Annotated in this window: 11 protein-coding genes, 1 tRNA gene and 3 rRNA genes; 14 read left to right on the forward strand and 1 reads right to left on the reverse strand. The window is 30.3% G+C overall.

All coding sequences use genetic code 11. The features are described from left to right. Nucleotides 1-26 precede the first annotated feature (26 nt). From TGUWTKB_RS00730 to tilS, 8 genes are all read left to right on the forward strand, one after another. Nucleotides 27-509: an OmpH family outer membrane protein gene (locus TGUWTKB_RS00730; protein WP_269763738.1), complete on the forward strand. Its 483-nt coding sequence runs from the start codon at nucleotides 27-29 to the stop codon at nucleotides 507-509. A gap of 2 nt (nucleotides 510-511) precedes the next feature. Beyond that, entirely contained in the window at nucleotides 512-1,531 is a 1,020-nt protein-coding gene (gene lpxD, locus TGUWTKB_RS00735; protein WP_041062547.1) for a UDP-3-O-(3-hydroxymyristoyl)glucosamine N-acyltransferase, read from the forward strand. 198 nt (nucleotides 1,532-1,729) lie between these two features. Beyond that, the gene (gene fabZ, locus TGUWTKB_RS00740; protein WP_082018180.1) at nucleotides 1,730-2,173 is read left to right on the forward strand and encodes a 3-hydroxyacyl-ACP dehydratase FabZ; all 444 of its coding nucleotides are present in this window, start codon (nucleotides 1,730-1,732) and stop codon (nucleotides 2,171-2,173) included. Nucleotides 2,174-2,176: 3 nt separating this feature from the next. After that, nucleotides 2,177-2,965 carry an acyl-ACP--UDP-N-acetylglucosamine O-acyltransferase gene (gene lpxA, locus TGUWTKB_RS00745; protein WP_041062554.1) on the forward strand — a complete coding sequence of 263 codons (789 nt, stop codon included), beginning with the start codon at nucleotides 2,177-2,179 and terminating at the stop codon, nucleotides 2,963-2,965. 17 nt (nucleotides 2,966-2,982) lie between these two features. Further along, nucleotides 2,983-4,116: a lipid-A-disaccharide synthase gene (lpxB, locus tag TGUWTKB_RS00750; RefSeq protein WP_269763739.1), complete on the forward strand. Its 1,134-nt coding sequence runs from the start codon at nucleotides 2,983-2,985 to the stop codon at nucleotides 4,114-4,116. Nucleotides 4,117-4,166: 50 nt separating this feature from the next. Continuing rightward, the gene (gene dnaE / locus TGUWTKB_RS00755; RefSeq protein ID WP_041062561.1) at nucleotides 4,167-7,664 is read left to right on the forward strand and encodes a DNA polymerase III subunit alpha; all 3,498 of its coding nucleotides are present in this window, start codon (nucleotides 4,167-4,169) and stop codon (nucleotides 7,662-7,664) included. After that, nucleotides 7,661-8,611 (forward strand): acetyl-CoA carboxylase carboxyl transferase subunit alpha, encoded by a 951-nt coding sequence (gene accA / locus TGUWTKB_RS00760; protein WP_041062564.1) that lies wholly within the window; start codon nucleotides 7,661-7,663, stop codon nucleotides 8,609-8,611. Before dnaE ends, accA begins: the two co-directional genes overlap by 4 nt. A 47-nt stretch (nucleotides 8,612-8,658) precedes the next feature. Beyond that, nucleotides 8,659-9,978, forward strand: a complete 1,320-nt coding sequence (gene tilS / locus TGUWTKB_RS00765; protein ID WP_041062567.1) for a tRNA lysidine(34) synthetase TilS — start codon at nucleotides 8,659-8,661, stop codon at nucleotides 9,976-9,978. Here tilS and TGUWTKB_RS00770 read toward each other — a convergent pair. Beyond that, on the reverse strand, nucleotides 9,975-11,690 hold the full coding sequence (locus TGUWTKB_RS00770; protein ID WP_041062570.1) for a proline--tRNA ligase: 1,716 nt from the start codon (nucleotides 11,688-11,690) through the stop codon (nucleotides 9,975-9,977). The genes tilS and TGUWTKB_RS00770 overlap by 4 nt on opposite strands. 301 nt (nucleotides 11,691-11,991) lie before the next feature. On the opposite strand from TGUWTKB_RS00770, the gene TGUWTKB_RS00775 reads away from it, so the two are divergent. From TGUWTKB_RS00775 to ilvA, 6 genes are all read left to right on the forward strand, one after another. Next, a 16S ribosomal RNA gene (locus tag TGUWTKB_RS00775) occupies nucleotides 11,992-13,549 on the forward strand. A 104-nt stretch (nucleotides 13,550-13,653) separates the two neighbouring features. Then, nucleotides 13,654-13,726 (forward strand) — tRNA-Glu (locus TGUWTKB_RS00780). Nucleotides 13,727-13,848: 122 nt separating this feature from the next. Then, a 23S ribosomal RNA gene (locus TGUWTKB_RS00785) occupies nucleotides 13,849-16,761 on the forward strand. A 91-nt stretch (nucleotides 16,762-16,852) separates the two neighbouring features. Beyond that, nucleotides 16,853-16,968: ribosomal RNA gene (gene rrf / locus TGUWTKB_RS00790) — 5S ribosomal RNA — on the forward strand. The 16S, 23S and 5S rRNA genes sit together here with 1 tRNA gene alongside, the layout of an rRNA operon. A 503-nt stretch (nucleotides 16,969-17,471) precedes the next feature. After that, nucleotides 17,472-19,310, forward strand: a complete 1,839-nt coding sequence (ilvD, locus tag TGUWTKB_RS00795) for a dihydroxy-acid dehydratase (protein ID WP_041062573.1) — start codon at nucleotides 17,472-17,474, stop codon at nucleotides 19,308-19,310. A 15-nt stretch (nucleotides 19,311-19,325) separates the two neighbouring features. Next, the gene (ilvA, locus tag TGUWTKB_RS00800; RefSeq protein WP_041062576.1) at nucleotides 19,326-20,873 is read left to right on the forward strand and encodes a threonine ammonia-lyase, biosynthetic; all 1,548 of its coding nucleotides are present in this window, start codon (nucleotides 19,326-19,328) and stop codon (nucleotides 20,871-20,873) included. The last annotated feature ends 103 nt before the right edge of the window (nucleotides 20,874-20,976 follow it).

A 20,976-nucleotide genomic window follows, 5' to 3' on the forward strand; every position in this document is an offset into this window, starting at 1 on the left:
CACTAGCAATGAAAAAAAAGTTTTGTATGATTAGCATTATTTGTTTTTTATTTTTTTCAAAGATCTCTATCGCAAGCAATAAAATAGTGGTTATAAATATGTTAAAAGTTTTTCAAAATATTCCACAACGTGTTATTGCAGATAAAAAGATAAAAAATGAATTTAAAAATCGGTTTAATGAACTTAATAAACAAGAAAAAATTTTACAAAAAAAAATGCATGATTTGGAACGCGAAAAACTTATTTTAAATAGAAAAGAACGTCAAAAAATAGAAGAAAATATTAATGAAGAACGTAAAGTATTTGCTTCTAATGTACAAAACTTTATTAATGATAATCATATACGTCAAATGGAAGAACAAAGCAAAATATTAATAGATATTCAAAAAATCGTAAAAAAAATAGCACAAGTTAATCATTATCAAACAATATTTGATATAAACTCTATAGTTTATTCATCTAACATGAAAGACATAACACAAGACGTGATTAAAAAAGCGACTAAATAAATATGTCATCAATTAGGATTTATGACTTAGCAAAAAAAATAAAGGCAAAAATATATGGTGATAGGAATACTTTAATTTGTGGAATATCTTCTATACGTTCAGCTAAATCAGGTCATATAACTTTTTTTACAAAGAATACTGATAAAAATCAGTTAGATCATTGTCAAGCATCAGCAATTATTCTAGATCAAAAATATTTAAAATTTTGTAAAAAAACAGCATTAGTAGTAAAAAACACTGATTTAGCTTATGTATATATAGCAAATTTTTTTAAAGAAAAATGTAAATCTGTTGCATGTTTATCTTCTACTGCAAATATTCATGCAACAGTAAAAATTGGAAAAAATGTTACAATTGGAAGTAATACAGTTATTGAATCTAATTCAAGAATCTTTGACAATGTTAATATAAGTCCAAATTGTTTTATTGGAAAAAATAGTGTTTTAGGAAAAAACACGTTTTTATGTGCTAACGTTGTTATTGAGTCAGACACTATTGTTGGTAACAATTGTTATATACAAGCTAATACTGTTATTGGTTCTGACGGTTTTGGTTACGTGCAAGATAATAATCGTTGGGTCAAAATCCCTCATTTAGGACATGTAAATATTGGTAATGATGTTGAAATTGGTTCTTGTACAACAATTGATCGAGGAACATTTGATAACACGATCATTGGTAATAATGTAATCATTGATAACCAATGTCATATCGCTCATAATGTTATTATTGGCAAACATACTGCTATTGCAGGCGGTGTAATAATAGCAGGTAGCACAAAAATAGGTATAAATTGCAAAATTGCTGGTGGTGTTGTTATTAATGGACACATTAATATATGTGATCAGGCAATTATTACAGGTATGACTATGGTTATGCGTTCAATAAAAAAAGCTGGTATATACTCTTCTGGAATACCAGCACAAAAAAATAAGAATTGGAGAAAAAATACAGTTATATTAATGAATATTAATGATTTATATAAAAAAATAAAATCTTTAATATATATACAAAAGAACTAATTTGTTATATGAAACAAGTTTTTTTTTAAAAAAGTACAAATAATTAATTCTTATTAAAAATTCTATTAGCGTTCTTTCTAAAGAAAAATTAAAATTTATTATACTTCAATTGTCTATATATGAACGTTCAAAAGTAAAAAATTTATTTAATAATTCCGTTATATTCCTAGAATAGGAACAAGTGTTTTGAATACAGATATGCACATTTTAAATATTGAAGAAATTTTAGAACTACTTGCACACAGGTATCCTTTTCTATTGGTAGATCGTGTAACAGAATTCAAAAAAAACAAATATCTTCGTGCAATAAAAAATATTTCTTTTAATGAGCCTTTTTTTCAAGGACATTTTCCAAATAAACCTATTTTTCCAGGGGTATTAATTTTAGAAGCAATGGCTCAAGCTACAGGAATTTTAGCGTTTAAAAGTGTAGGAAAATTAAAAGACGGTGAACTTTATTATTTTGCAGGAATAGATAAAGCAAGATTCAAACGTCCTGTAACACCAGGTGATCAGATGGTAATGGAAGTATATTTTGAAAAAACTTGTCGTGGTTTAACTCGTTTTAAAGGATTGGCTACTGTTGACAATAAAGTGGTATGTCAAGCAACTATGATGTGTGCACGTAGCCGCGAGACTTAATCAGTGATTGCAAAAACAGCTAAAATTCATGCTAGCGCAATTATTGAAAAAGGTGCTATTATCAAAGAAAATGCTTTTATTGGACCTTTCTGTTATATTGGTGCTAACGTTAAAGTAGGTGAAGGCACGATATTAAGATCTCATGTTGTTATAAATGGTCATACTAATATTGGTAAAAATAATTATATTTATCAATTTTCATCCATTGGCGAAGCTAATCAAGATTTAAAATATTCTAATGAACCTATGCGTGTTGAAATTGGTGATAACAATCAAATTAGAGAAAGTGTTACCATTCATCGTGGAACCTTAAAAGGCGGTGGCATAACTAAAATTGGAAGTAATAGCTTGTTTATGATAAATGTGCATATTGCGCATGATTGCATTATTGGTAATAATTGCATTTTTGCAAACAATGTAATTTTAGGAGGACATGTTACTGTTGATAATTTTGTTGTGATTGGGGGACTAACAGCAATACATCAATGGTGTACTATAGGGACGCATGTAATGATAGGAGGTTGTTCTGGAATTGTAAAGGATATTCCACCATATATCCTTGCTCAAGGAAACCATGCTACACCTTTTGGAATTAATAGCAAAGGGTTAAGGAAAAGGGGGTTTAGTAATGAATCTTTATATGCTATTTATACAGCATATAAATTACTTTATCGCAGCGGAAAAAAATTAAATGAAGTAAAACCAAAAATAAAAGATTTAGCAGAAAAATTTAATGAAATTCAACCTTTTTATAATTTTTTTGATCGTTCTACTAGAGGAGTAATTAGATAAAAAATTTAAAAATAGCTATAGTAGCTGGAGAGAGTTCTGGAGATGCTTTAGGAGCAGGACTAATGAGTACCATAAAAAAAAAAATAAAAAACGTTCATTTTGTGGGTATTTCTGGACCAAAAATGAAAAAATTAGGATTTGAAAGTTGGTACAATATAAGTGATCTCTCAGTTATAGGTATTTTTGAGATATTTAAACATATTCTACATATTTTAAAAATACGTAAAATTCTTTTTGAACGTTTAAAAATATTTAAACCAGATGTTTTTATAGGGATAGATTCGCCAGATTTTAATCTTCCTTTAGAAGGAAGACTAAAAAAAATAGGTATTCCAATTGTACATTATGTAAGTCCTTCAATTTGGGCATGGAGAAAGAAAAGAATAAAACAAATAGTAAAAAATACTAATTTAGTTTTATTACTTTTTCCGTTTGAAAAACAACTATATATTAATTATAATATTCCGCATTGTTTTGTAGGACACGCTATAGCAAATAAGTTTGCATTAAAACCTAATAAAAAACAAGCAAGAAAAAAACTAGGATTAAGTTCTAATAATTTATATTTAGCAATTTTACCTGGAAGTCGATTATCTGAAATAAAAATGTTAAGTGTAAGTTTTATTATTACAGCAAAAACGCTTTGTGAAAACGATTCTTCCTTAAGAATTTTGTTAGTATTAAATAATGTTGAATTATTAAAAAAATTTAAAAAAATTCAACTAAAAACAGCTCCGGAACTATTTTTTAAAGTTTTTCTGAATAAAAGTTCTCAAGTATTAATTGCTAGTGATATAGCATTAGTTGCTTCTGGAACAGCAACTTTAGAATGTTTATTAGCAAAATGTCCTATGGTTATCGGATATAAAGTAAATATATTAACTTTTTTTATAGTAAAAAGTTTAATAAAAATACCCTATATTTCTTTGCCAAATATTTTAACCAATAAAAATATTGTAAAAGAGTTTATACAAAATAAATGTACTCCTTTAAATTTAACAAAGGCTTTGCAATATCTTTTATACAATGTAAAAGAAAAAAACATACTATATAATATTTTTTATAAATTACATAAAAAACTTCGTTGTAATTCTAATGAAAAAGCAACTCAAGTAATATTAAAATTAATTAAGAATCATCAATATTTTTAATATAAAAACTAATACTTTTTTTTTAAAACTTATTATTAACATTTTTAAATATGATTAATCCTCGTTTTATACATTTAAATTTACATAGTGATTATTCAATCACTAAGGGTTTACCTAAAATAAATTCTATAATCAAAAAATTAGTAGAATTAAATATGCCTGCAGTAGCTCTTACAGATTTCACAAATCTTTTTGGGGTAATAAAATTTTATAAATTAGCTTATCATTTTGGAATTAAATCTATTATTGGTGCAGAATTTAGTTTAAACAATGATATATTTAATATACAACCAACAAAATTGACTATATTAGCAATTAATAAAGTTGGTTATCATAACTTAATCATGTTAATTTCATATGCATATCAATATGGATATACTATAAAAGGTCCAACAATTAATCGCGATTGGTTAATAAAATTTAAAAGCGGTTTAATTATTTTATCTGGTGGTAGAAAAGGAGATTTAGGAAAAGCACTGTTATCTAATAATTTACAATTATTAGATAAATATTTACTTTTTTATAAAAAATATTTTTTTGAACATTATTATCTTGAGTTAATACGTACGAATCGTAAAAATGAAGAAAAATATTTACAGATGGCTTTAGAAATTTCTGCTTCGGAAAATATTCCTGTAGTGGCAACTAATGATGTTTGTTTTTTAAATATGGAAGATTTTTCAATTCATGAAATACGTATAGCAATAAATTATGGTTATACTATCAATGATAAAAGAAAATCTAATTTTAGTTGTCAACAATATCTACGTAATGAAAAAGAAATGTGTAAATTGTTTTCAGATATTCCTACAGCTTTAGAAAATAGTGTAGAAATTGCTAAAAGGTGTAACGTTATTATGCAATTTAATGAATATTTTTTACCTAAATTTATTGATCAAACAGTTACTGAAAAAGAACTATTGATAAATAAATCTCGTGCAGGGTTAGAAAATATTCTTAAGGTTTTATTTCCAAATGCTAATATCAGATCGCGTCAACGTTTAAAATATGATCAAAGATTAAAAAAAGAATTAAACGTTATTAATCAAATGGGTTTCCCAGGATATTTCCTTATTGTTATGGAATTTATTCAATGGGCAAAAGAAAATGGAATCCCTGTAGGTCCAGGAAGAGGTTCTGGTGCTGGTTCTTTAGTAGCTTATGTATTAAAAATTACTGATATTGATCCTTTAAAATTTGATTTAATTTTTGAACGTTTTTTAAATCCCGATAGAATATCAATGCCCGATTTTGATATTGATTTTTGTATGGATAAACGTGATAAAGTTATTGATCATGTTGCACATGTATATGGTCGTGATTCTGTATCACAAATAATAACTTTTGGAACTATGACAGCTAAAGCTGTAATACGTGACGTAGGACGAGCATTAGGCTACCCTTATGGTTTTGTTAATAATATTTCAAAACTGATTCCTTCTGATTTAGGTATTACTTTAAAAAAAATTTTTTCTACAGATTCCAAAATATCACAAATCTATGAAAGAGATGAAGAAATAAAAGTATTAATTGATATAGCACGCAAACTAGAAGGCGTGACTAGAAATGCAAGCAAACATGCAGGAGGACTTGTAATTTCGCCTAGCAAAATTACTGATTTTACACCTCTTTATCGTGATGAGAATCACAAGAATACTGTAACTCAGTTTGATAAAAATGATATTGAACATATAGGCTTAGTTAAATTTGATTTTCTTGGATTACGTACGTTAACAATTATTCAAAACGCATTAGATATGATTAATTTACGTCTAAAAAAATCAAATAGCGATAAAATTAATATTTTAGATATTTCATTAAATGATAAAAAAAGTTTTGATTTATTAAAAAGCACTAAAACTATCGCTGTTTTTCAATTAGAATCTACAGGGATAAGAAAACTTATAAAGCGATTACAACCAGACTGTTTTGAAGATATTATAGCATTATTAGCACTTTTCAGACCTGGACCATTACAATCTGGAATGGTAGATAACTTTATTAATAGAAAACGTGGTTATGAAAAAATTGCTTATCCCGATATAAGATGGGAACATAAAATATTAAAACCAATTTTAGCGCCGACTTATGGTATCATTCTTTATCAAGAACAAGTCATGCAAATAGCTCAATCTTTTGCTGGTTATACGCTAGGAAGCGCTGATTTACTTCGTCGTGCAATGGGTAAAAAAAAACCAGAAGAAATGGAACAACATAGATCTATTTTTAAAAATGGTGCAAAAAAAAAGGGGATTGATACTATTTTAGCAATGAAAATTTTTGATTTAGTTGAAAAATTTGCAGGCTACGGATTTAATAAGTCACATTCTGTTGCTTATGCATTTCTCTCTTATCAAACATTATGGTTAAAAGCAAATTATCCTGCTGAATTTATGGCAGCAGTTATTAATGCAGATATTGATAATACTGAAAAAATAGTACGTTTAATTGATGAATGTAAAAATATTGGAATAAAAATATTACCTCCAAATATTAATATCAGTATGTATTTTTTTCATGCAAAAAAAAATAATGAAATTTTTTATGGAATGGGAGCAATAAAAGGAATAGGAAAAAGTGTTATTGAAACTATTTTAAATATTAGAAAAAAACAATCTTTTCAAGATATTTTTGATTTTTGTCAACGTATCGATCAAAAAAAAATAACAAATAAAATAATAGAAAAATTAATTAAATCAGGATGCATGGATACTTTAGGTTTACACCGTGCTGCCTTAATAAGCGTTTATCCCCATGCTTTAAAAGCAGCTTATCAAAACGCTAAAAGACAAGAAGTAAAACAAGTTGATTTATTTGATTTTATTTCTCCAGATAAATTTCAACAAATAAAAGGTTTCTATAGTAACGTTGCATTATGGTCTGATGAAACTCGATTAAAAGGAGAACACGAAACACTTGGTTTATATATTACTGGACATCCCTTTACGCAATATATACAAGAAATTAACACTTATATTAATCATATTCCTTTAAAAGATATTAATGCTTCTTTTATAAGAAGTACAAAAAATATCGTTGTAGTAGGGTTAGTAAAATCTATACGTTTTTTAGAGACAAAGTTTGGTAAAAGAATTAGTATATTAATACTTGACGACTATTCAGCTCATTTAGAAGTAGTAGTTTTTTCAAAAAATTTAGAAAAATATCAAAAATTTTTAGAAAAAAATAAAATACTAGTAATACAAGGTAAAATTGATTTTGACACATATAATAATATTAAAATGAAAGCATACGAGATAGTTGATATTGAAAAAGCTCGTGAACGTTATATAAAAAGCATTTCTATTAATTGTTCTACAAAAAAAATTAATGCTTACATTTTAAACCAATTTTATCATATTATAAAACCTTATAATATTGGAAGTGTTCCAATAAAATTTTTTTATAAAAAAAATAACATGAAACAAGAGTTTTTTTTAAAAAATATTTTTAATGTAGTTCCAAGTAATCTATTAATTGATGATTTACGTTTGTTATTTGGACATACAAAAATAGAGTTTACATTTAATCCAAAAGGACAATTATGAGTTTCAACTACTTGGATTTTGAATACCCTATTTTGGAATTAGAAGAAAAAATTCGTTTATTAATTTCAGTTAATAATAAAAATGAAATCAATGTAAACGAAAAAGTTTCTTTTTTAGAAAAAAAAAGAATAAAATTAATAAAAAAAATATTTTCTAATTTAAATGCATGGCAAATAACCCAATTAGCTCGTCATCAATTACGTCCTTATACACTTGATTATATTAACAAAATATTTCATGATTTTGATGAACTATCAGGTGATCGTGTTTTTGGTGATGATAAAGCAATAATAGGTGGACTTGCCCGTTTAGAAAATTTTTCAGTTATGATTATTGGACATCAAAAAGGACGCACAACAAAAGAAAAAATTTATCGAAACTTTGGAATGCCAGTACCAGAAGGATATAGAAAAGCTTTACGGTTAATGAAAACTGCAGAACGTTTTAAAATACCGATTATTACTTTTATTGATACGCCAGGTGCTTATCCAGGAATAGGTGCTGAAAAAAGAGGGCAGTCTTTAGCAATTGCAAAAAATTTAAGTTACATGTCTAAATTAAAAGTGCCAATTATTTGTACAATAATTGGAGAAGGTGGATCGGGTGGAGCTTTAGCTATAGGAGTTGGAGATAAAATTAACATGCTACAATATAGCATATATTCTGTAATTTCTCCAGAGGGTTGTGCTTCAATATTATGGAAAACAGTTGAAAAAGCTCCTATTGCTGCAGAATCAATGGGTATCACAGCAGAACGTTTAAAAGAATTAAAATTAATTGATCGAATTATTATAGAACCATTAGGTGGAGCTCATAAAAATTTGAATCAAATGGCAAACAATTTAAAAGAAATATTACTATTAGATTTAAACAATTTTAATCAAATGGATATAAAAGAAATATGTAAAGATCGTTATGAACGTTTAATGAGTTATGGATACAACTAAATTTTAATAAAATCGTATTTTTTTTTTTGCATAGTTATCATATAAAAATGTTTATTAATTACTTAAATAAATTTTTAAAACCATATAGTTCATTTGTAATATCATTGAGCGGTGGTCTAGATTCAATGGTACTTTTGCATCAGTTAATCAAATTAAAGAAAATTTTTCGTCCAGAAATTAGTTTACGTGTTTTACATATACATCATAACTTAAGCATACAAGCAAACGATTTTGTACAACATTGTATTGTTATTTGTAAAAAGTGGAAACTCAATTATAAAATAATTTATATTAATGTTCCTAACAAAAGAAATATAGAAGCTATTGCACGTGATATGCGTTATACAGCGTTATTGAAAGAACTACAAGCACATGAAAATCTTGTTACAGCACATAATTTAAACGATAAATGCGAAACATTTTTTTTATCTTTAAAAAGAGGGAGTGGACCATCAGGGTTATCTAGTATTCAAAAAAAAATTGTTTTTAAAAACGGTATAATTTTAAGACCATTTTTAAATTTTTCTCGTGATCAATTAGAAACTTATGCGAAATTATATAAAATTAACTGGATTGAAGATAAAAGTAATAAAAATATTTACTTTGAACGAAACTTTATTAGACATAAAATTATTCCGTTGCTTACCAATAGATGGCCTTTTTTTTTAAAAGCAATATCTAGGAGTGCAAGTTTATGTCAACAACAAGAAATATTATTGAATCAATTATTATCTCATAAATTATCCGGTTTAATACAAAAAAATGGTAGTCTCTACTATATACCATTCATGAAAATGACTATAATAGAATGTAAATTTTTAATACGTCGCTGGATTTATATAAAAACTGGCATAATTCCTTCCTATAATAATATTTTACATATTTATCAAGAAATTATTCATAGCAAAAATAACGCAAATCCTGAATTAAAAATTAAAAATTTTGTTATAAGGAGATATCGTGATTTTATCTGGTTATTACCATATTACTCTTCACTTAAACATATAATTTTGCCATGGGATAATTTAAAAAAACCATTAATTCTTCCTCAAAATCTCGGTATAATATCTATAAATAATGAAATACAACAAACATTCATACGTCAACCAAAAAAACACGAAACTGTTAGCATCAGATTTCAAGCAAATGGGTACTTTTTATTTGAAAATAAAAGTAAAAAATGTAAACTCAAAAAAATATGGAACGAAAAAAAAATTCCACCGTGGGAAAGAAGTCGTATTCCTATGCTTTACTATAATGATGAATTAATTTCAATTATTAATTTTATTAATACAAAAAAAAGTATCATAAAAACAGAAAACTTAAGTTTTAAAATACAATGGAAAAAAAACATAATAAATAGTTAATTTTTTAACTGTTTATTTAAAAAATTTAAGATACAATGATAGTCTATAACTTTTAATTTATTGGAAACACGTGTTTTATATTCTACTTTATTTAAAGAAATATTTTTTTCACCTATAATAATACAATGAGGAATACCAATTAAATCAATATCTTTAAAAAGAACTCCTAATCTTTCTTTACGATCATCAAATAAAACTTCAATGTTATTGAAACATAACAAATCATATAGTTCTTCAGCAGCTTTTTTTACAGCACTACAATGATACATATTAACAGGAATAATTGCCACTGTAAAAGGAGCTATCTTTAAAGGCCAAATAATTCCATTTTTATCATGATTTTGTTCAATAACAGCTGCAATAAGACGAGTTATACCTATACCATAGGATCCCATTAATATTTTTTTATATCCGTTTTTATCTTGAAGAGATAATTTAAATAATTTTGAATATTTATCGCCTATCTGAAAAATATGTCCAATTTCTAATCCTTTTTTTATTTTGATTATACCCTTTCCCTCTGAACTCAAATCTCCATCATTTACTTTACGAATGTCGGCTAATTGAGGAATAATTAAATCACGTTGCCAGTTAACATTGATATAATATTTATTTTTTTTATTAGACATAATAACAAAATTATTCATTTGAACTACTGCGTAGTCAGCAATTATTGGTAACTTAAAGTTAATTGGACTAATTAATTTATTTGATATTTGTAAATTTTTTAAAACAACATTTTCATTCACAAAAGTTAATGGAGAATAAATTATATTTATTTTTTCTAATTTATATTTACTAATTTCGTGATCATTACGAAGTAAAATTAATACAAATTTATTTTTACTTTTTTCATTAGCCTTAACAAATAATGTTTTTATCAAACTTTTTGTTGAAATTTTATAAATTTTTATTAAATCAATAATAGATTGATTTGACATCAGCTCAATTAATGTCATTTTTTTCATACTTTTTTTTTGTTTTTTTTGTTTTAAAGATATTTCAACCGAATCAGCATCACAAGTATCAGTAGATTCTGTAAAAGTTGCTATGTCATTTTCTCCATTTTTTACAAATGCATGAAATTCATGAGATACAGTGCCACCAATAACACCGGGGTCTGCTTTAATGACACAATAATTTAAACCAAGACTAGAAAAAATTTTATCATATGCAAAATACATGTTTTTATAGCTTTTTTTTAAACATTCCAAAGAAATATGAAAAGAATATGCATCTTTCATTAAAAATTCACGAGAACGAATAACGCCAAAACGTGGTCTTATTTCATCACGAAACTTTACATTAATTTGAAACAAACTAATAGGCAATTCTTTATAAGAATGTAATTCATTACACATAATTTTCGTGATTAGTTCTTCATGTGTAGGACCTAACAAAAAATGATGTTTGTTTCTATCATAAAAGTTTATTAATTCAGAACCAAAAGATTCTATACGTTTACTTTTTTTCCATAAATCTATAGGTTGTATTAATGGTAAAAATAGCTCTATAAAACCTATATTATTCATTTCTTTTCTAATGATTTTTTTTACTTTTTTAATTACCAATAACCCTATTGGCATCCAAGTATATATTCCCGAAGATAATTGACGAATCATTCCTGAACGTAACATAAGCTCATGACTAATTGTTTCAATTTGTTTTGAAGTTTTTTTTAGAGTAGACAAAAAATACTGAGTAGTACGCATTAAATATTATTTCCAGCTAAAAATTTTATTAAAGAAAAATTTAATTATATGACAAAATTATATTTTATTTATAATAAAATATAATTTTTTTAAAAAAAATAAATTGACTCTTTAAAAAGAGCGTGTAATATAAGTTGTTTATATTTAAATAATCTAATATTTTGTTCTTTTATAATTAACTAAATAATTTGTGTGGGCATTTTTCAAGGAAATATCTTCATAAAAACAGATATTTTTAATGCATGTTAAAGTTACGTTATATAGTAAGTTTAAAAACATGAATTAAAAGAAAAGTCAATAAAAATTGAAGGGTTTGATCATGGCTCAGATTAAACGCTAACGGTAAGCTTAACACATGCAAGTCGAACGGCAACGAAAAGAAGCTTGCTTCTTTGTCGGCGAGTGGCGAACGGGTGAGTACAATCTGGGGATCTACTTAATAAAGGGGGATAACCATTAGAAATGATGGCTAATACCGCATAATGTCGTTTAGACCAAAGTAGGGGATTATTATTTTAACAAATAATAACCTTATGTTATTAAATGAACCCAGACGAGATTAGCTAGTAGGTGGGGTAAAGGCTCACCTAGGCGACGATCTCTAGCTGGTCTGAGAGGATGATCAGCCACACTGGAACTGAGACACGGTCCAGACTCCTACGGGAGGCAGCAGTGGGGAATCTTGCACAATGGGCGCAAGCCTGATGCAGCTATACCGTGTGTATGAAGAAGGCCCTCGGGTTGTAAAGTACTTTCAGCACGAAAGAAAAATATCAAATATAATACGTTTGATACATGACGTTACGTGCAAAAGAAGCACCGGCTAACTCTGTGCCAGCAGCCGCGGTAATACGGAGGGTGCGAGCGTTAATCGGAATTACTGGGCGTAAAGAGTACGTAGGCGGTTTATTAAGTCAGATGTGAAATCCCTGAGCTTAACTTAGGAATGGCATTTGAAACTGATAAACTAGAGTCTCATAGAGGGGGGTAGAATTCCAGGTGTAGCGGTGAAATGCGTAGATATCTGGAGGAATACCAGTGGCGAAGGCGACCCCCTGGATGAATACTGACGCTCAGGTGCGAAAGCATGGGGAGCAAACAGGATTAGATACCCTGGTAGTCCATGCTGTAAACGATGTCGACTTGAAAATTGTGGGCATGACCTGTAGTTTTCGAAGCTAACGCATTAAGTCGACCGCCTGGGGAGTACGGCCGCAAGGTTAAAACTCAAATGAATTGACGGGGGCCCGCACAAGCGGTGGAGCATGTGGTTTAATTCGATGCAACGCGAAGAACCTTACCTGGTCTTGACATCCACGGAATTTTATAGAGATATAGAAGTGCCTTCGGGAACCGTGAGACAGGTGCTGCATGGCTGTCGTCAGCTCGTGTTGTGAAATGTTGGGTTAAGTCCCGCAACGAGCGCAACCCTTATCCTTTTTTGCCATCGGTTCGGCCGGGAACTTAAAGGAAACTGCCGGTGATAAACCGGAGGAAGGTAAGGATGACGTCAAGTCATCATGGCCCTTATGACCAGGGCTACACACGTGCTACAATGGCGTATACAAAAAGTAGCAATCTCGTAAGAGCTAGCAAATCTTATAAAATACGTCTTAGTCCGGATTGGAGTCTGCAACTCGACTCCATGAAGTCGGAATCGCTAGTAATCGTGGATCAGAACGCCACGGTGAATACGTTCCCGGGCCTTGTACACACCGCCCGTCACACCATGGAAGTGGATTGCAAAAGAAGCAAGTTACTTAACCTTCGGGATGGTGCTTACCACTTTGTGATTCATGACTGGGGTGAAGTCGTAACAAGGTAACTGTAGGGGAACCTGCGGTTGGATTACCTCCTTAACTTTGTTAAAAGGTATTCCTGAAAAGTGCTCACAACAAATTATTTAGTAAATATATTATAAATATATAAAATATATATTTTTTTATTAATAAAAAAAAGTTTAGTCCCCTTCGTCTAGGGGTCTAGGACATCGCCCTTTCACGGCGGCAACAGGGGTTCAAATCCCCTAGGGGACGAATAAACTTTTTAGTACACGATCTTTAACATTTTTGGCAAATCAAAATATTCAACAAAAAACGCTGTATAGATAAATGTTGAATAGCATACAACATATTAAAAAGAAATTTTTGAGTTGTAAGATTAAGCAATTAAGCGTATACGGGGGATGCCTTGGCAATCAGAGGCGATGAAGGACGTGCTTATCTACGAAAAGAATCGGTAAGGCGATAAGATCCGTTAATAACCGGTAGTGTCCGAATGGGGAAACCCGATGTAGTAACATACATCATCATTATACGAATATATAATATAATGAAGCAAACCAGGAGAACTGAAACATCTAAGTATCCTGAGGAAAAGAAATCAATTGAGATTCCCTTAGTAGTGGCGAGCGAAAGGGGAAAAGCCCAGAGTTTTATCAAATTATTTTGTTAGTAGAAGTGTTTGGAAAATCACACGATACAGAGTGATAGTCTCGTATATAAAAACATATAATTTGTGTACTCAATGAGTAAAACGGGACACGTGATATCCTGTTTGAATACGGGGGGACCATCCTCCAAGGCTAAATACTCCTGATTGACCGATAGTGAACTAGTACCGTGAGGGAAAGGTGAAAAGAACCCCTAAAGGGGAGTGAAAAGATACTGAAACCGTATACGTACAAGCAGTAGGAGCATTTTTTTTATAATGTGACTGCGTACCTTTTGTATAATGGGTCAGCGAGTTATATTCTATAGCAAGGTTAACTGTATAAGGGAGCCGTAGGGAAACCGAGTCTTAACTGGGCGTTAAGTTGTAGGATGTAGACCCGAAACCCGGTGATCTAACCATGAGCAGGTTGAAGGTTAGGTAATACTAACTGGAGGACCGAACCAACTAATGTTGAAAAATTAGTGGATGACTTGTGGTTAGGGGTGAAAGGCCAATCAAACCGGGAGATAGCTGGTTCTCCTCGAAAGCTATTTAGGTAGCGCCTCGTAAACTCATCTTTGGGGGTAGAGCACTGTTTTGGCTAGGGGGCTACTCCAGCCTACCAATCCAATGCAAACTCCGAATACCAAAGAATGTTATTACGGGAGACACACAGCGGGTGCTAACGTCCGTTGTGGAAAGGGAAACAACCCAGACCGCCAGCTAAGGTCCCTAAGTCATAATTAAGTGGGAAACGATGTGGGAAGGCTTAAACAGCCAGGATGTTGGCTTAGAAGCAGCCATCATTTAAAGAAAGCGTAATAGCTCACTGGTCGAGTCAGCCTGCGCGGAAGATGTAACGGGGCTAAATTATGTACCGAAGCTGCGGCAACAAATAATTTTGTTGGGTAGAGGAGCGTTCTGTAAGCTGAAGAAGGTAAGTTGTGAAATTTACTGGAAGTATCAGAAGTGCGAATGCTGACATGAGTAACGATAAAATGGGTGAGAAACCCATTCGCCGAAAGACTAAGGTTTCCTTTTCGATGTTAATCAGAAAAGGGTAAGTCGAATCCTAAGGTGAGGCTGAAAAGCGTAATCGATGGAAAAACAGGTTAATATTCCTGTACTTTATATTATTGCGATGAAAGGACGGAGAAGGCTAGATTAGCCGAGTGTTGGAAATCTCGGTTTAAACATGTAGGTTAATTTTTCAGGAAAATCCGAAAAATAAAAACTGAGGTGTGATGACGAAATTCTTAGGAATTGAAGTAATTAATGCCATGCTTCCAAGAAAATCTTCTAAGCTTCAGATAATATAGAACCGTACTACAAACCGACACAGGTAGTTAGGTAGAGAATACTAAGGCGCTTGAGAGAACTCGGGTGAAGGAACTAGGCAAAATGGTGCCGTAACTTCGGGAGAAGGCACGCTAGAAGTAAGTAAAAAGACATGCTCTTTAAGCTGAAACTAGCCGAAGATAATAGCTAGCTGCAACTGTTTATTAAAAACACAGCACTGTGCAAACACGAAAGTGGACGTATACGGTGTGACGCCTGCCCGGTGCCGGAAGGTTAATTGATGGGGTTATCTTTTTTTTTTCTAAAAGAAAAGCTCTTGATCGAAGCCCCGGTAAACGGCGGCCGTAACTATAACGGTCCTAAGGTAGCGAAATTCCTTGTCGGGTAAGTTCCGACCTGCACGAATGGCGTAATGATGGCTAGGCTGTCTCCACCCGAGACTCAGTGAAATTGAAATGGCTGTGAAGATGCAGTGTACCCGCGGCAAGACGGAAAGACCCCGTGAACCTTTACTATAGCTTGATATTGAAGATTGAACATCGATGTGTAGGATAGGTGGGAGGCTATGAAGTATAAACGCTAGTTTATATGGAGCCGTCCTTGAAATACCACCCTTTAATGTTGAATATTCTAATGTTACTCCGTCATCCGGAGTGCAGACAGTGTCTGGTGGGTAGTTTGACTGGGGCGGTCTCCTCCTAAAGAGTAACGGAGGAGCACAAAGGTCAGCTAATTACGGTCGGAAATCGTAAGTTTAGTGCAAAGGCATAAGCTGGCTTAACTGCGAGCGTGACAACGCAAGCAGATGCGAAAGCAGGTCTTAGTGATCCGGTGGTTCCGAATGGAAGGGCCATCGCTCAACGGATAAAAGGTACTCCGGGGATAACAGGCTAATACCGCCCAAGAGTTCATATCGACGGCGGTGTTTGGCACCTCGATGTCGGCTCATCACATCCTGGGGCTGAAGTAGGTCCCAAGGGTATGGCTGTTCGCCATTTAAAGTGGTACGCGAGCTGGGTTTAGAACGTCGTGAGACAGTTCGGTCCCTATCTGCCGTGGGCGTAGGAGAATTGAAGGGGGTTGCTTCTAGTACGAGAGGACCGAAGTGAACGTACCGCTGGTGTTCGGGTTGTCATGCCAATGGCATTGCCCGGTAGCTAAGTACGGAAAAGATAAGAGCTGAAAGCATCTAAGCACGAAACTTGCCCTAAGATGAGTTCTCCCTGACTCTAAGAGAGTCCTGAAGGGACGTTGAAGACAACGACGTTGATAGGCTAGGTGTGTAAGCGTAGCGATACGTTGAGCTAACTAGTACTAATGACCCGTGAGGCTTAATCTTACAACATCAAAAATTTTTTATGTTATTTTGATTTGCAGAAATGTTGTTCGCTTACTATAAATGATATAGATAAGAATCTATTTATGTTTTACTTGGTAAAAATAGCGTAGTGGTACCACCTGATCCCATTTCGAATTCAGAAGTGAAACACTATGGCGCCGATGGTAGTGTGGGGTCTCCCCATGTGAGAGTAGGAATTTGCCAAGTAAAACTAATTCTTGTTAATATCTTCTTCATTCATTCCTTCTTATTTCATTTTTTATCAACGAGTGATTATCTTATTTTTTTTTCTTATATAACTTATATTTAAATTATTATAGAAATAATAGTTAACGATTTTTATATTAGTAATTTTTCTTATAAACATATTTTTTAAATTAATGTTTATTGAATAATAAGATTAAAATTTTATGTAAATATTATAATAATTTTGCTTAAAAGTATTTTAATAATAAAGTTATATCTAAAATTTATTTATAAAAAAAATTTTTATTTAATATGTTTAAAATAAAACAAATTTGTATTGATCAGAAAATATAAATTATATTTTGTATACTTTTTTACAAATTATTAAATTTCATTAAAAATATAAGAATATTTTATTTAAAACATAAGTATTTTTTTAATTTTATAAAAAATTATTAAAATATAAACAAAAAGAAAATTATTACCAGTTTTAATTGATATGTCATTAGGAATAAATATAAATTATGATAAAATATCGTTCTTCAAAAGTTACACATGGTCGTAACATGGCTGGTGCTCGTTCTTTATGGCGTGCAACAGGTATGAATGATGAAGATTTCAAAAAACCTATTATAGCTGTAGTTAATTCTTTTTCTGAATTTGTTCCAGGACATATACACCTTCGTGAAATAGGAAAATTAGTTAGCAAAGAAATTAAAAAATCTGGTGGGATCGGTAAAGAGTTTAATACTATTGCTATAGATGACGGGATAGCTATGGGGCATAGCGGTATGTTATATTCCTTACCATCACGTGAACTTATTGCAGATTCTATTGAATATATGATTAATGCACATTGTGTTGATGCAATGATTTGTATTTCTAATTGTGATAAAATTACACCTGCTATGTTAATGGCATCATTACGAATAAATATTCCCACTATTTTCGTTTCAGGTGGGCCAATGGAGTCTGGAAAAATCGTTATTAATCAAAAAAAAATAAAATTAGATTTAGTAGACGTAATAGCTCATAGCGTTAATCCAAATATTAGTAATGATGTTAGTAAAGATTTTGAAAAATTAGCATGTCCTACTTGTGGTTCATGTTCTGGTATGTTTACTGCAAATTCTATGAATTGTTTAACAGAAGCTTTAGGGCTTGCACAACCAGGTAATGGATCATTATTAGCAACTCATTATGATAGAAAAAAATTATTTATTAAAGGCGCTAAAAAAATTGTTCAATTAACAAAATTATTTTATGAAGAAAAAAATGTTGATATTTTACCTAGAAATATAGCAAATAAGTTAGCATTTGAAAATGCAATGATGGTAGATATAGCAATGGGTGGATCTACAAATACCGTTTTACACCTTTTAGCGGCAGCAAATGAGGGAAAAATTTGTTTTAATATGCAAGATATAGATAAAATATCTAAAAAAATACCTCATTTATGTAAAGTATCTCCTAGTACAAATAAATATCATATGGAAGATGTTCATAGAGCTGGAGGCGTTTTTGGTATTTTAGGCGAATTGGATCGTTCTGGATTTTTAAATCATAATGTAAAAAACATTTTAGGATTAACTTTAAAAGAAACTTTAAAAAAATATGACATAATGCTCACTAAAAGTAAATCTATAAAAAAAATGTTTCGTGCTAGTCCTGCTGGGATTAGTACAACACGTCCTTTTTCTCAAAATTTTAGGTGGAAAACATTAGATAATGATAGAAAAAATGGGTGTATTCGTTCTTATAAATATGCTTTTTCAAAATATGGTGGATTAACTATACTTTACGGGAATTTAGCAAAAAATGGATGTATATTAAAAACTGCAAGTATTAAAAAAAACCTTTTTATTTTTAATGGGCCAGCTAAAGTTTATGATAGTCAAGAAAATGCAGTAGATGCTATTTTACATGGAAAAATTGTAGCTGGAGATGTTATTATTATTCGTTATGAAGGACCAAAAGGTGGACCTGGTATGCAAGAAATGTTATATCCTACTACTTATTTAAAATCAATAGGATTAAACGAAAAATGTGCATTAATTACTGATGGTCGATTTTCTGGAGGGACATCTGGATTGTCAATTGGGCATGTGTCTCCAGAAGCATCCAATAAAGGTAATATTTCTTTAATAAAGAATGGAGATTTAATAGATATTAATATTTTTAAAAGAACAATTAATGTGCTGATTACAAAAAAAGAAATGAATAAAAGACGTTCTTTAGAAGAAAAAAAAGGAAGATACGGGTATCAACCTTGTATGCGTAATAGAAAAGTATCTTTTTCTTTATATAACTACTCTTTATTTGTTAGTAGTGCAGATAAAGGTGCAATACGTGAAAAAAATTGAGGTTTTTTAAAAAAAATGATTGATTCTCAATCAAATAATAACCATTTTATATCGGAATCTGGTTATTTATCTTCTATATTACGTGCTCCAGTTTATGAAGTAGTACAAATAACTCCTTTACAAAAAATGGAAAAAATTTCATTACGTTTTAACAATATAATTTTAGCTAAACGAGAAGATATGCAACCTGTGCATAGTTTTAAACTTCGCGGCGCGTATTCTATGATATCACAGCTTAGCATAGAAGAAAAAAAAAGAGGTATAGTTACTGCTTCAGCAGGAAATCATGGACAAGGAGTAGCGTTTTCTGCAAAAAAATTAGGAATAAAATCACTAATTGTTATGCCAGTTGTAACAACAAAAATCAAAATAGATGCAGTACATAGAATGGGAGGAGAAACGTATTTATTTGGATCAAATTTTGATGAATCTAATAAAAAAGCAATAGAAATTGCAAAAAAAAATAATTATATATTTATCCCACCTTTTGATCATCCATCTATCATAGCTGGACAAGGCACTATAGCTATGGAACTCTTACAACAAGATGCTCATATTGATCGCATATTTGTGCCGGTAGGAGGAGGAGGTTTAGTCGCAGGTATTATAGTATTTATTAAACAATTAATGCCACATATACAGGTAATTGGTGTAGAAGCAGAAGATTCAGCTTGTTTAAAAGCTGCTCTTTTAAAAGGAAAACCAGTGAGTTTATCATGTGTCGGTTTATTTGCAGAAGGTGTTGCTGTTAAAAAAATAGGATTAGAAACTTTTCGCTTATGTAAAAAATATCTTGATGATATTATTACAGTAAATAATGATTCTATTTGTTCTGCAATAAAAGATTTATTTGAAGATGTCCGTGCTATTTCGGAACCTTCGGGTGCATTAGCTTTAGCTGGTATGAAAAAATATATTTGCAAAAAAAAAATAAAAGGAGAAAAATTAGCTCATATTGTTTCAGGAGCTAATGTTAATTTTCATAGTTTACGTTATATATCAGAACGTTGCGAATTAGGAGAAAAACAAGAAATATTACTAGCTGTTATGATTCCTGAAAAAAAAGGTAGTTTTTTAGATTTTTGTAAAAAAATAGGAAAAAAAATTATTACCGAATTAAGCTATCGTTATTTCCATAAAGAAAATGCATGTATTTTAATAGGTATTAGCTTAGCTAACAGATTAAACGAAAAAAAGAAAATTATAGATAATTTAATTATAAATAAATATAAAGTAATAGATTTATCTAAAGATGAAATGGCAAAATTACATATTAGATATATGATTGGAGGATATCCTTCAAAAAATATTTTAGAAAGATTATTTAGTTTTGAATTTCCTGAATCACCCCTTGCACTACTAAAATTTTTAAAAAATGTTAGCACATATTGGAATATTTCTTTATTTCATTATCGTAATTATGGAACGGATTATGGTAGAGTGCTTACAGCTTTTCATACTACAAAAAACTCACCAAAGTTTGAGGAATGTTTAAACAATCTTGGTTATCGTTTTCATGAAGAAACAAACAACCCCGCATTTTGCTTTTTTTTAAAAAAATAATAATAAAGTTTTATAAATTGTATTTTATTATGCTGATAATTTTTAAAAAATTATTATTTTTTTCATACATTTTTGTAAATTAATATCATTTTACTATCTAATA

The organism is Candidatus Tachikawaea gelatinosa, from assembly GCF_000828815.1.
Taxonomy (GTDB): Bacteria; Pseudomonadota; Gammaproteobacteria; order Enterobacterales; family Enterobacteriaceae; genus Tachikawaea; species Tachikawaea gelatinosa.